This window comes from Candidatus Pedobacter colombiensis (assembly GCA_029202485.1).
GTDB classification, from domain to species: domain Bacteria; phylum Bacteroidota; class Bacteroidia; order Sphingobacteriales; family Sphingobacteriaceae; genus Pedobacter; species Pedobacter colombiensis.
Map to the genome: position 1 here is coordinate 4575391 of CP119313.1, position 13178 is coordinate 4588568.

A 13178-nucleotide genomic window follows, 5' to 3' on the forward strand; every position below is an offset into this window, starting at 1 on the left:
TTTGACTGAATTATTTTCGAAGTCACAGAACCAGGGTTAATTATATGGTTTTTGTGCTTAAATTTCTTGTTTAACCAGAAAATAACGAATTTTATAAATCCATCCTAAGCATTACTGCAACAAATGGAATAATTGAACGACTAATAGTAGTCCCTAAAACATTAAAACTATACATAGAAAAAAATATGATAAGAGTAACCGAGCAAGAGTCAAAGTACCATGATATCGACCAGATGTCGGTACTTGAGATTCTGAAAGGCATCAACGAAGAAGATAAACTTGTTCCTCAGGCTGTAGAAAAAGTGATCCCCCAAATAGAAAAATTAGCTTCGGCAGTAGCAGAGCGAATGGTGAATGGAGGGCGGTTATTTTATATCGGAGCAGGTACCAGCGGCCGGCTGGGCGTAGTGGATGCTTCAGAATGTCCGCCTACATTTGGCGTTCCTTTTGATTGGGTAGTTGGCATCATTGCAGGTGGTGATACGGCCATCAGAAAAGCAGTCGAAAACGCAGAGGATGATGCAAATCAGGCTTGGTTAGACCTTCAGGAGTACAACATCAACGCCAAAGATTGCTTAATTGGTCTGGCAGCTTCAGGAACTACACCTTATGTTGTAGGCGGCTTAAATACTGCACGAGAAAAAGGAATCCTTACAGGATGTATTGTATGTAACGAAGGCGGTCCCATTGCTGCCGAAAGTGATTTCCCTGTAGAGGTAGTTGTTGGCCCGGAGTTTTTAACAGGATCAACCCGTATGAAATCCGGTACTGCACAAAAGCTGGTTTTAAATATGCTGAGTACTACAGTAATGATTAGACTAGGCAGAGTAAAGGGCAATAAAATGGTGGATATGCAGTTAACCAATCATAAACTGGTTGACAGAGGCACACAAATGGTAATGGATGAATTACAAATCGACCATGACCATGCCGCCGATTTACTACTTCGTTACGGAAGTGTTCGCAAAGCTGTTGAAGCCAGTAAAAGCAAATCGTAAAACAACAAGCAAATCATGCACGAAATAGAACCTTATTACCTCTGGAGGGATGATTATATAGCAGCGGAAGATGAGCGTTCGCCCTTTTACAATACAGAGTATTCGGAGTTTTATTTTGACAAGCAGCTGTACAACTTCCTCATTCACCCCCAATGGGATGACTTTGGTTCAGGCACTTTATACCTGAAAGTATTGTATGTGGACTATGATAGAAACTACGCTATAATTGAATTTATAGGCGAATGGAATGATGCCATTGGCAATGACATCATGCTTTTAAAACGTGAAATTCTGGAACTGATGATGGATGAAGGCATCAATAAGTTTATCCTTATAGGCGAAAACGTGCTGAACTTCCACTCTTCTGAAGAAGACAGCTATTATGAAGAATGGTTTCAGGAGGTTGAAGATGGCTGGATTACCGGCATTAATTTCCAGGAACATGTCATCAATGAGTTCAAAAGCAATAACATCGATTACTACATTAACTTTGGTGGACAGCTTGACGATTTGGCATGGCGTACCTTAAAACCCCTTCAATTCTTTAAAAAAGTTGAAGAAACCCTGACAAAAAGGCTCGGGGCATAGCTTTTGTAAGAGAAAAACAATTAGTACCTTTAAATAAATTTAAAACAAATGGATAACAACAATAATCAAAACTGGTCACAACAGTCCGTTTTTGTAGAAGATATCACGGGTAAAGTTGCTAAGAAATTCTTCGCCAATGTATTCTTATGGATGTTTGTGGCATTAAGCATATCAAGCTTTGCAGCTTACTATATGTCGAACACTCCTGAAATGATGACTTACCTGATCAATCAGGAAACCGGTAAAATGGGAATGTTAGGTTGGGTGGCGATGCTTGCTCCGCTTGGCTTGGTTATGCTGATGAGTGCAGGCCTTAACCGCCTTTCTTTTGGGGCATTGGTAGGGGTTTTCATTCTTTACTCTGTACTAACAGGAGTCAGCTTAAGCTTTATTCTACTGGCTTACACCTCAGGCTCAGTGTTGAGCTGCTTTATTGGGGCTGCCGGTATTTTTGGTATTATGGCAGTAATGGGTTATACCACCAATGTTGATTTAAGTAAATTTGGCCCTATCCTGATGATTGGTATAGTAGGCTTAATAATTGCCAGTGTTGTAAACATGTTCATTCAAAGTGCAAACTTTAGCCTGTTCATGGCCTTTATAGGTATCGCGATCTTTACCGCCTTAACTGCTTACGACGTTCAAAAACTGAAAAGGATAGGCGCAGGCATTGAAGAAAGTGGTGCAACTATGCAAGATGCAGATACTAAGAAATTAGCTATCATGGGTGCTTTATCCCTTTATCTTGACTTCTTAAACATCTTCATTTACTTGTTAAGAATATTTGGCGACAGAAGATAATCGCAATCTTAAATTATACTATAAGGCTCCCAATTTTCGGGAGCCTTATTTGTTTAATAGCTTTAAAACGATTTGACAGTAAAGCGCGTAATTGCTGGGGCCTTGCCGGGGTGTTGCTGGGGCCTTGCCGGGACTAAAACCTTATAAACACCTGAGCAAGCCCTTTGGTAAACAGGCCTATTCCAAGAGGAAAACAAAATATAATTCCATTTTACACCACAAATCACTTGTTTGCTACAATTTTATATGCTTTAACGGCTGTTTTTTTGGAAATGATTTTTCTTTGTTGCACCTTTGTAATGCTTATAGAGAAAGACGGAGGGATTAGACCCTGCGAAGTCTTGGCAACCTGTGCTTACAAGGTGCTACATTCTACTGGAAACAAATCACCGGGTCCAGAAAGATAAGTTGAATTCGCCCAACGCCTGAATTCCGAATAAGCTTTGTATGTAATGAGTTCGGCACTTGTTTAGGCTTTCGCCTCTATCAACTTTAGCTTATTACCTGCTCATATGATTTTTTGTAAATGAACATTAGAGAAGAATTAGAAAAGCGGATCCTAATTATTGATGGTGCAATGGGCACCATGATACAGCGATACGTTTTAACTGAAGAAGATTTTAGGGGCGAACGCTTCAAAAATCACCCATGTGATGTAAAGGGGAACAACGACTTACTAAACTTAACCCGACCAGACATCATCAAAGAGATTCATACCGAATACCTGAAGGCCGGTACTGATATCATTGAGACCAACACTTTTAGTACCCAACGTATTTCCCTGGCCGATTATCAGATGGAAGAGTTGGATTATGAGATGAGCCTTGAAGGCGCTAAAATTGCCAAAGAAGCGGTAAATGAATTTATGTCGGCCAATCCCGGTCGTAAATGCTTTGTTGCCGGAGCTGTAGGGCCGACCAACAGAACATTATCCATCTCACCGGATGTAAATGACCCCGGTTTTAGAGCCATTACCTTTGATGAGCTGGTTGATGCATATGATCAACAAGTCCGCGGGCTCGTTGATGGAGGCGCTGACTTATTGTTAATCGAAACCATTTTTGATACTTTAAATGCCAAAGCTGCCATATTTTCTATTAAAAAATATGAGGCAGAAATTGGTCGTAAAATAGAGATCATGATCTCAGGTACTATTACCGATGCATCAGGAAGAACCTTAAGTGGACAAACTGCTGAAGCATTCCTAAATTCGGTAATCCATGCCAACCCTTTAAGCATAGGTTTTAACTGTGCTTTGGGTGCTAAAGACATGAGACCACACATTGAAGAACTTTCAGCGAAAGCTCCTTGCTTTGTTTCGGCTTATCCAAATGCAGGTTTACCAAACGAATTTGGGGCTTATGATGAAATGCCGCACGAAACAGCCCATCTCGTAGAAGATTTTATCCAGCATGGTTTCGTAAATATAGTTGGTGGTTGTTGTGGTACTACACCCGATCACATTGGTTGTATTGCTGCAAAAGCAAAAAATGTAGCGCCGCGTACAATCCCGCACATTGAACCTTACATGCGTTTAAGCGGTTTAGAACCGGTTACCATTACACCTGAAAGTATTTTTGTAAATATTGGTGAGCGCACCAACATTACCGGATCGCCAAAATTCTCTAAACTAATTCTGGGTGGGGATTTTGAGGCCGCACTCGCAGTTGCTCGTCAGCAAGTTGAAGGCGGGGCCCAGGTTATAGATGTAAACATGGATGAGGGAATGATTGATTCGGAAGCATCGATGACGAAGTTCTTGAACCTGATTGCTTCTGAGCCTGACATTTCCAGGCTACCCATCATGGTCGATTCATCGAAATGGTCTGTAATCGAAGCCGGATTAAAATGCTTACAGGGAAAGGGAATTGTCAACTCCATATCTTTAAAAGAAGGAGAAGATAAATTTAGAGAGAGTGCACGCAAAATTATGACCTACGGTGCTGCTGTAGTTGTAATGGCCTTTGATGAGCTGGGTCAGGCTGATAATTTTGAAAGAAGAAAAGAGATCTGTAAAAGATCATACGATATTTTAGTGGACGAAATTGGCTTTCCTCCACAAGACATTATTTTTGATCCAAACATCCTTACTGTTGCTACCGGTCTGGAAGAACACAATAACTATGCGGTAGATTTTATCAATGCTACCCGCTGGATTAAAGAAAACCTCCCTTATGCCAAAGTGAGTGGTGGGGTTTCCAATATTTCCTTCTCTTTTAGAGGAAACAATACGGTTAGAGAAGCCATGCACTCAGCATTTTTATACCACGCCATTAAAGCGGGTCTGGATATGGGAATTGTGAACGCCGGAATGCTGGAGGTTTATCAGGAAATTCCACCTGAGCTACTGGTACTGGTTGAAGATGTATTGTTGAACCGCAGGGATGACGCTACAGAAAGGCTTGTTGAATTTGCAGATACCATCAAATCAAAAGGAAAAGAGATCGTAAGAGATGAGGAATGGCGTAAAGCTTCGGTTGAAGAAAGGCTTTCTCATGCTTTGGTTAAAGGAATCATAGAATATCTTGACAATGATGTGGAAGAGGCACGTCAAAAGTATGCAAGACCAATTCAGGTAATTGAAGGCCCATTGATGGACGGAATGAACATTGTGGGTGACCTTTTTGGCGCCGGAAAAATGTTCTTACCTCAGGTCGTAAAATCTGCCCGCGTGATGAAAAAAGCAGTGGCTTATCTATTGCCTTTTATTGAGCAGGAAAAACTTAGCAACCCGGATCAGGATCAGAACTCATCTGCAGGTCGCATATTAATGGCAACGGTGAAGGGTGATGTGCATGATATCGGGAAAAATATCGTAGGCGTTGTTTTGGCATGTAACAACTTCGAAATTGTAGATATGGGTGTAATGGTACCTGCACAGGATATCATTAAAAAAGCCAAAGAAATTGATGCTGATATTATTGGGTTAAGTGGACTAATCACGCCTTCATTAGATGAGATGGTTCATTTTGCCAAAGAAATGGAACGTGAAGGCTTTTCCATTCCATTGATGATTGGTGGAGCGACCACTTCCCGCATTCATGCAGCTGTAAAGGTGGCACCAAACTATTCCGGCCCGGCGATACACGTTTTAGATGCATCGAGAAGTGTAACTGTAGCCAGTACACTGATGAACAAGGATACCAGAGATGAGTACATTGCTGGTATTAGAGCAGAGTACGATAAAGCACGTGAAGCACATTTAAATAAGCGGTCTGACAAGCGTTTTAAAACTATTGAAGAAGCACGTAAGGATAACTTTAAAATAGATCCGGCGCTAGTGGCCCCTGCCCCTAAATTTACAGGAACAAGGGTATTCGAAAATTATCCATTGGAGAAACTTGTGCCTTATATTGATTGGACACCGTTTTTCCAAACCTGGGAACTTCGTGGAAGCTACCCAAGAATATTGGAAGATAAAACTGTAGGTGACGAGGCAAAGAAATTATTTGCCGATGCACAAGCATTATTAAAAAGGATAGTGGATGAGAAACTATTGACAGCTAAAGCTGTAATTGGTTTCTGGCCTGCAAATGCAGTTGGTGATGATATTGTATTGAATGTTGACGGCAAAGAGGTGGTGATCCATACTTTGCGCCAACAGGCAGAAAAAACTGCCGATCAGCCTTACTATGCACTTTCGGATTTTGTGGCTCAAAAAGAAACAGGTATCCCTGATTATTTTGGAGGCTTCGCATTAACAACCGGTATTGGTTGTGACGAACTGGTAGCAGAGTTTGAAGCTGTTTATGATGATTATAATAGCATCATGGCCAAAGCATTGGCAGATAGGTTGGCCGAAGCTTTCGCTGAAAAGATGCACGAGCTGGTAAGAAAAGATCATTGGGGCTATGCCCAGGACGAGGCTTTGGATAACGAAGCGCTGATAAAAGAAGAGTACTCAGGTATTCGTCCGGCACCTGGTTACCCAGCTTGTCCCGAACATACTGAAAAAGGTACTTTGTTTGAATTACTGGACGCAGAGGCTAAAATTGGCCTTCGCTTAACAGAAAGCTATGCCATGTACCCTACTGCCGCGGTAAGCGGGTTTTATTTTGCACATCCACAATCAAGATATTTTGGTTTGGGCAAAATTACCAAAGACCAGGTAGAAGATTATGCGGCAAGGAAAAACATGCCGCTGGAAGAAGTAGAAAGATGGCTGAGCCCTAACCTGGCATACTAATCCTTTATTGAACATAAACCAAAATTAGACTCCAATGAAACCATCATGAGTTTGCACTTACAAAACACCGGGAATAAAAACTCATGATAGCTTCATAACCTTTAAAAATCAAATTATATTCTCATGAAAATTATAGACCATATAAATAATGCTAAGGGTAAAACCTTGTTCTCATTTGAATTATTACCTCCTATTAAAGGACAAAGTATCAAAGGAATATTTGATGCCATAGATCCTTTAATGGAATTTAATCCTCCATTTATTGACGTAACCTATCTGCGCGAGGATTACATTTATAAGCAACATGCAAATGGTTTATTAGAAAAAGTAGCTTACCGCAAACGCCCAAGTACTGTGGCGACCTGTGCGGCTATTATGAATAAGTATAAAGTTGATGCTGTACCCCATTTAATCTGTGGCGGTTTTACCAAAGATGAGACGGAAAATGCATTGATTGACCTTCAGTTTTTGGGCATCGACAACGTATTGGTGCTAAGAGGTGATGCGCGTAAAAGTGACAATGCCTTTATTCCGACACCCAATGGCCATGCTTATGCTTCGGAACTGCTGCAACATGTGGCAAACATGAATAAGGGCAAATACTTACACGACGATATGGAAAGTGCAGAAAAAACAGATTTCTGTATCGGTGTTGCCGGTTATCCCGAAAAGCATTTTGAATCACCTAATCTGGACACAGATTTCAAATACCTGAAACATAAAGTAGACACAGGAGCTGACTTTATTGTAACCCAGATGTTCTTCGACAATAAAAAATATCAGGAATTTGTTGATAAATGTAGGACTAATGGAATTAATGTGCCTATCATTCCTGGATTGAAACCAATTACCAGCAGTAAACAGTTGATCAGTCTACCTAAAATATTTCACCTTGATATTCCTTTAGAACTGAGCGAAGCTGTACAAGCCTGCAAGTCCGAAAAAGAGGTAAAAGAAGTGGGGATTGAATGGATGATTAACCAATGTAACGAGCTTAAAGCGATGGGTGCGCCGGTATTGCATTTCTACACAATGGGGAATCCGGAGCCTACAAAGAGAATTGCGCGCGCAGTCTTTTAAATAAAGCCAACCTAAGATTGTACCCTGTTATCCTGAGTCCCCACAGAGGCTCAGGATGATAGGCTGCCTTAACCATATAAAACAGCTGATCACGTTTTTTGGAATACTCTTTGTATCTTCACTTAACGTTAAACTTAATATTATATGAAAAGGCTGATGCTATTTACGCTGGTTATTACAAGTTCTTTAGCGGCTTGTACAACCATGAAACCCGGTACTATAGGCAATGGTGGACTATCTCAATTAGGCGGAACCTGGGAGCTAGATTATATTTCAGGACCAAGAATAGCGTTCAATGGTCTTTATCCGGGCAAAAAACCCATCATCAAGTTTGACATTGCCGACAAAAGATTTAGCGGCAACACCAGCTGCAATTCATTCTCTGGTCAACTGGTAGCAGACGACACTTCGATTAACTTTACCAAGCCCTTTATGATGACAAAAATGGCTTGCCCCGGTGAAGGAGAAGCCACTTTTGTCGAAATGCTTAAAAAAGCAAGTACTTATTCAATAACCAACGATAGTACCCTGAATTTTATGATGGGTGATATCGCGATTATGCGTTTTAGTAAGAAGTAGTCAGATAGTTTTTAAAGGACTCAAAAGCAGTATCCATAGCTGTAGCCTGCCTTTGCTTTGAAGCAAGGGCTTTTACTTGTTCAGGTATCTCAATTTTAGCTTTCATTACTTCAGGGAAAACATCCGGGAACTTACATGCATGAGCAGTAGACAGGAATACTCCTGCAAAATCTTTTTCCCTAGCTCCCTTTCTGTACTCCTGTAAAGCTTTCCAGGCAATTGCTGTGTGTGGGCAGGCAATGTAACCGAAATCATTATATATGGCTTTCATCCCTTGTAGCGTTTCTTCATCTGTAAAACGATAGCTTTTCAATACTTGTTGTAAAGCAGCTTTATCATTTTGAAACATATCCATTATTCTTACCCAGTTGCTTGGTGCACCTACATCCATTGCATTGGCATAAGTTTGTACCGATGGACGGGTTTCATATACACCTGTCTCCAAAAAACGCGGAACAGTATCATTCACATTTGTTGCAGCTATAAATTGTTTTACAGGCAAGCCCATTTTATAGGCCAGTAGACCGGCAGCGATATTTCCAAAATTTCCGCTTGGCACCACAAATACCACCTCTTTCTTACCTTGTCTTTTTAATTGAGCATAAGCGTTGAAATAATAGAACGTTTGCGGAATCAATCTGGAAATATTAATGGAATTGGCAGAAGTAAGACGAAGTTTTGCATTGAGTTCATCATCAGCAAAAGCCTGCTTTACGAGCGCCTGGCAATCGTCAAAAGTTCCATCTACTTCAACAGCATGAATATTCCGGCCATTGGTACAAAGCTGCAACTCTTGTATATCGCTTACCTTTCCTTTAGGATAAAGAATAGTTACACGGGTATTTGGCACACCTAAAAAACCAAGCGCAACGGCACCACCGGTATCGCCTGAAGTAGCAACCAGTACATCAAGCGTTTGCTCATTGTCTTTTAAAAAGTAAGCCATGATGCGGCTCATAAATCTTGCACCAAAATCTTTAAAGGCTAATGAAGGCCCATGGAAAAGCTCCAAAACGTACTCATTATCGGCCAATTTTACCACTGGGGCATCAAAATTAATGGCGTCATCAATGATGTTTTTAAGGTCTTTGGCAGAAATAGCATCTTGCAGTAAGGCTGATGCTACTTTAAAAGCAATTTCAGGTAAACTGAACTGATCAATAGTATTGATAAATTCCTCATCCAATTGCGGAATATGCACAGGCATATACAAACCCTTGTCTGAGGGCATACTGTTGAATACCGCAGTAGGAAAATCAACACTTAGCTTATGGTTGTTGGTACTGTATAATTTCATTTTTTTTTGCTTGATTTAATCCAATATTACCGGTCCTTTTTTGTTTACTTCCGAAACAAAGGCAAGGCTGTTAATGGCAATATTTTTTAAATGATACTGTAACTTCTGGGTAATCCGATTCGCTGTTTCTGCATCTTTGGTAAGTGCAAATACAGACGGTCCTGAGCCGGAGATACCAAAGCCGATGGCCCCACTTTCCATAGCGAGCTCCCTCAGTCTATCGAAATCAGGGATCAGAATGGAGCGTGTTGGCTCTACCAATACATCGGTCATGCTACGCCCAATCAGGTCGTAATCATTCATAAACAATCCACTTACCAATCCGGCAACATTACCCCACTGCGTTACTGCATCTTTTAAATATACTTTAGAACGGATCATCTGACGTGCATCTTTGGTAGGCACATCTACTTCAGGATATACAATTGCTGCATGTAAATCCTGCGGAAAAGGAAGACTAATGATATCCAGTGGACTGTAGCTTCTGATCAGCACAAAACCGCCCAATAAAGCCGGAGCTACATTATCTGCATGTCCGTACCCACAAGCCAACTCCTCCCCTTTCATCGCAAAGGGAACAAGCTCTCTATTCGTCAACTGATGATCAAACAAAGTATTGATCGCAAAAAGGCCGGCAACTGTACTGGCCGAACTGGACCCCAACCCACTACCTATCGGCATTTTTTTATGCAGCTCTATTTCGATACCTACATCGGGCCTGCCAATGTGTTCGAGATATTGTTTTGCAATGGCACTAACTGTATTCTTATCCGGATTTAAAGGCAAACGGCCTTCGTCGCCGGTAATTTTTAAAAGAGACACACCTGGTTTATCTGTTAAACGCATGATCACTTCATCACCCGGCTCATTTACCGCGAAACCAAGGACATCAAAGCCACATACTACATTCGCCACCGTGGCTGGAGCAAAAACTTTTACTGATTTTCTCATATCCTAATTATCTTTTACCCACGTTTATAATGTCTGCAAATACACCTGCCGCTGTTACTTCGGCACCAGCGCCGGGACCTTTAACTACCAGTGGACGTTCTTTATATCGATCAGTAGTGAATGAAATGATGTTATCACTGCCCGAAAGCATATAAAAAGGATGGGCATCATCAACCATTTGTAAAGTAATAGACACCTTGCCTTCTTCCAGTTTACCTATATATCTTAATACTTTATTGCTCTTTGCTGCTTCCCCCTTTAAATTTTCAAAATGAGCGGCATTCTTTTCCATCTCATTATAGAAATCAGCTACACTATTGGCAGTCAGACAAGCTTCGGGAAGCATGCTTTCTATAGAAACATCCTTTTCTTCCAATGCATATCCTGCATCACGGGCAAGGATTAACATTTTACGCATAAAATCTTTACCATTCAAGTCGTCCCTCGGATCAGGTTCTGTATAACCTAAGTCCTGCGCCTCCTTTACTACTTCATGAAATAACCTGTCGCCTTTAAAATTATTAAAGATATAAGATATTGTACCTGATAAGATCGCTTCGATACGCGCAATCCTATCCCCACTAAGCATTAAATCTTTTAGCGTCCGGATAATCGGCAAACCTGCGCCTACATTAGTTTCATAATAGAACTCTACTCCATGCTTTCTGGCAGCTTCTTTAAAGGCTACATACTGATCATACTCGGCTGAGTTTCCTATCTTGTTACAGGTAACCACTGAAATGCTGGATTGCAATACGTCCAGATAAAACTGAATAGGATTATGACTGGCCGTATTGTCTACAAACACGCAGTTTGCCAGGTTTAGGTCTTTCATCTGTTTAATGAATTCACTTAAATCTGCCTTTTCTCCTTGCTCTTCCAATACCGTTTCCCAGGTCGTTAAATCTATACCATCAGCATTTAAATACATTTTGCGTGTATTGCTAACTCCCATCACTTTTACCTGAAGATCGTTGTTCTTCGCCAGGAAAGGCATCTGGTTCTGCAATTGATTGAACAAGGTTTTTCCGATGTTACCGGTACCCAGACAAAATATATTCAATGTTTTTTTCAGGTCGGCATAGAAGGCATCATGTACAGCATTTACGGCTTTAGAAAGATCTGCTCTTGATATGATGACCGAGATATTGTATTCTGAGGAGCCTTGCGCAATGGCTCTTATGTTTACACCATTTCTGCCAAGGGCACTAAATAACTTTCCTGAAATTCCTGGTGTACGTTTCATATTTTCGCCCACGATAGCCAAAACTGAAAGGCCATTTTCTACCTCAGGGTATTCCAGTTTGCGGGCCTGAAGCTCCAGTTCAAACTCTTTATTGATCAAAGCCAATGCTTTTAACGCATCGGTAGGTTTAACGGCAAAAGTGATGCTATGCTCTGATGACGATTGTGTGATGAGTACCACGTTTACCTGTTCTCTGGATAAAAGGGAAAATAACCTTCCACTAAATCCGGCTTTGCCCACCATACCACTTCCTGAAAGATTTAAAATACTGATTTCATCAATAGAAGAGATTCCCTTTATCGGCAAACTTGAGGCTTGGACACCATGTTTGATGTAAGTACCGGGAAAGTCTACATTGAACGTATTTTTAATTACAATTGGAATTTTCTTTAAAAATGCCGGAGTCATAGTTGGCGGATAAATCACCTTTGCACCAAAATAAGAAAGCTCCATTGCTTCGATATAACTCAACTCTGGTAATGAAAAGGCTTTTTTAACAATCCTCGGATCGGCAGTAAGCATTCCATCTACATCTGTCCAGATTTGAACTTCCTGTGCATTTAAAGCAGCACCCCAGATGGCAGCTGTATAGTCGCTACCACCGCGCCCCAGCGTAGTGATGCGCCCATCCTCAGTACTGGAAATGAAGCCGGTAACAAAAAGTAATTTATCCTTATTGGATTCATAGAAATCCCTGATCAGTGTTTCGGTAAGTTGAGTATTCACCTTCGCTTGTCCGAAATTGCTGTCAGTCTTTATAAGCTCGGCACCGTCCACATAAAGTGAATTGGCAAAATGCTGACGGGCAATATGACTAACCATTACATTTGAACAGCGTTCGCCATAACTAAGGATCAGATCCTTGGTTTGCATACTCAGTTCACGCAGGGTATATACGGACTGCAGAATGTCTTCCAATTCGTTAAAATAGATCTTTAGCTTGGTCAACACAGGGTTTTGTGCCCCTGCCGGCAGCAATGCACGAATCACTTCAAAATGCTTAGCTTCTACCTTTTTAAGTTGCTCTGCATAATCCTCACCGGCTCTGGCATTTTCTGCCATCTGCAGTAGGGTGTTGGTTATGCCCCCCATTGCAGAAAGAACAACGATAGGATTTTCATCTCCCTTTTCCTTCTTGAGTATTTCCATCAGTGCACTTATGCTTTGAGCTGACCCGACAGATGTACCTCCAAATTTTAAAATATTCATAGTTGTTGGTTAAAAAAAAAGCGCCTTCCCGTATTAGAGGAAGGCGCTTTTTTGTGGTTGTTATATTTTCTTTTTCAGCCCACTAGCTTACCTTCCTCCGTGCTATGCCGGTGGTTGTGGTGGTAGTAGTAATGGTTGAATTGTTATACATTGTATTTTTTACACTATCTGTAACTGGGGGTAAAGTAAAGTTATATTTTTCTAATTCGCAAATGTTTATAAAAATAAATTATTAATAGATCG

The 13178-nt window shown here is 40.9% G+C and carries 9 protein-coding genes and 1 riboswitch; of the genes, 6 read left to right on the top strand and 3 right to left on the bottom strand.

The features are described 5' to 3' along the window. Positions 1-185: 185 nt before the first annotated feature. The 6 genes from murQ (at position 186) to P0Y49_19075 (ending at position 8232) form a co-directional block, all read left to right on the top strand. Positions 186-998: an N-acetylmuramic acid 6-phosphate etherase gene (murQ, locus tag P0Y49_19050; protein WEK18873.1), complete on the top strand. Its 813-nt coding sequence runs from the start codon at positions 186-188 to the stop codon at positions 996-998. Between the two features lie 15 nt (positions 999-1013). Beyond that, entirely contained in the window at positions 1014-1586 is a 573-nt protein-coding gene (locus tag P0Y49_19055; protein ID WEK18874.1) for a hypothetical protein, read from the top strand. Between the two features lie 48 nt (positions 1587-1634). After that, entirely contained in the window at positions 1635-2387 is a 753-nt protein-coding gene (locus tag P0Y49_19060) for a Bax inhibitor-1/YccA family protein (GenBank protein ID WEK18875.1), read from the top strand. Positions 2388-2687: 300 nt separating this feature from the next. Beyond that, a riboswitch (SAM riboswitch) is annotated at positions 2688-2797 on the top strand. Positions 2798-2913: 116 nt separating this feature from the next. After that, complete coding sequence (gene metH / locus P0Y49_19065; GenBank protein WEK18876.1) at positions 2914-6573, top strand: methionine synthase; 3660 nt, start codon at positions 2914-2916, stop codon at positions 6571-6573. 123 nt (positions 6574-6696) lie between these two features. Next, positions 6697-7653 carry a methylenetetrahydrofolate reductase [NAD(P)H] gene (gene metF, locus P0Y49_19070; GenBank protein ID WEK18877.1) on the top strand — a complete coding sequence of 319 codons (957 nt, stop codon included), beginning with the start codon at positions 6697-6699 and terminating at the stop codon, positions 7651-7653. 144 nt (positions 7654-7797) lie between these two features. Next, positions 7798-8232 (top strand): META domain-containing protein, encoded by a 435-nt coding sequence (locus tag P0Y49_19075; GenBank protein ID WEK18878.1) that lies wholly within the window; start codon positions 7798-7800, stop codon positions 8230-8232. Here the strand turns inward: P0Y49_19075 and thrC are convergent. Genes thrC through thrA form a run of 3 tightly spaced genes read right to left on the bottom strand, consistent with a single transcriptional unit; the run spans position 8219 to position 12935 of the window. After that, the gene (gene thrC / locus P0Y49_19080) at positions 8219-9529 is read right to left on the bottom strand and encodes a threonine synthase (GenBank protein WEK18879.1); all 1311 of its coding nucleotides are present in this window, start codon (positions 9527-9529) and stop codon (positions 8219-8221) included. The genes P0Y49_19075 and thrC overlap by 14 nt on opposite strands. 15 nt (positions 9530-9544) lie before the next feature. Continuing rightward, a complete protein-coding gene (locus P0Y49_19085) occupies positions 9545-10480 on the bottom strand; it encodes a homoserine kinase (GenBank protein WEK18880.1) in 936 nt (311 codons plus the stop codon). A gap of 7 nt (positions 10481-10487) precedes the next feature. Beyond that, positions 10488-12935, bottom strand: coding sequence for a bifunctional aspartate kinase/homoserine dehydrogenase I (thrA, locus tag P0Y49_19090; protein WEK18881.1), 2448 nt, complete (start codon positions 12933-12935; stop codon positions 10488-10490). Positions 12936-13178 lie beyond the last annotated feature (243 nt).

What these genes read in the sequence shown, in the direction of transcription:
- murQ (WEK18873.1), top strand. Translation starts at nt 186, where the DNA reads ATGATAAGAGTAACCGAGCAAGAGTCAAAGTACCATGATATCGACCAG.
- P0Y49_19055 (WEK18874.1), top strand. Translation starts at nt 1,014, where the DNA reads ATGCACGAAATAGAACCTTATTACCTCTGGAGGGATGATTATATAGCA.
- P0Y49_19060 (WEK18875.1), top strand. Translation starts at nt 1,635, where the DNA reads ATGGATAACAACAATAATCAAAACTGGTCACAACAGTCCGTTTTTGTA.
- metH (WEK18876.1), top strand. Translation starts at nt 2,914, where the DNA reads ATGAACATTAGAGAAGAATTAGAAAAGCGGATCCTAATTATTGATGGT.
- metF (WEK18877.1), top strand. Translation starts at nt 6,697, where the DNA reads ATGAAAATTATAGACCATATAAATAATGCTAAGGGTAAAACCTTGTTC.
- P0Y49_19075 (WEK18878.1), top strand. Translation starts at nt 7,798, where the DNA reads ATGAAAAGGCTGATGCTATTTACGCTGGTTATTACAAGTTCTTTAGCG.
- thrC (WEK18879.1), bottom strand. Translation starts at nt 9,529, where the DNA reads ATGAAATTATACAGTACCAACAACCATAAGCTAAGTGTTGATTTTCCT.
- P0Y49_19085 (WEK18880.1), bottom strand. Translation starts at nt 10,480, where the DNA reads ATGAGAAAATCAGTAAAAGTTTTTGCTCCAGCCACGGTGGCGAATGTA.
- thrA (WEK18881.1), bottom strand. Translation starts at nt 12,935, where the DNA reads ATGAATATTTTAAAATTTGGAGGTACATCTGTCGGGTCAGCTCAAAGC.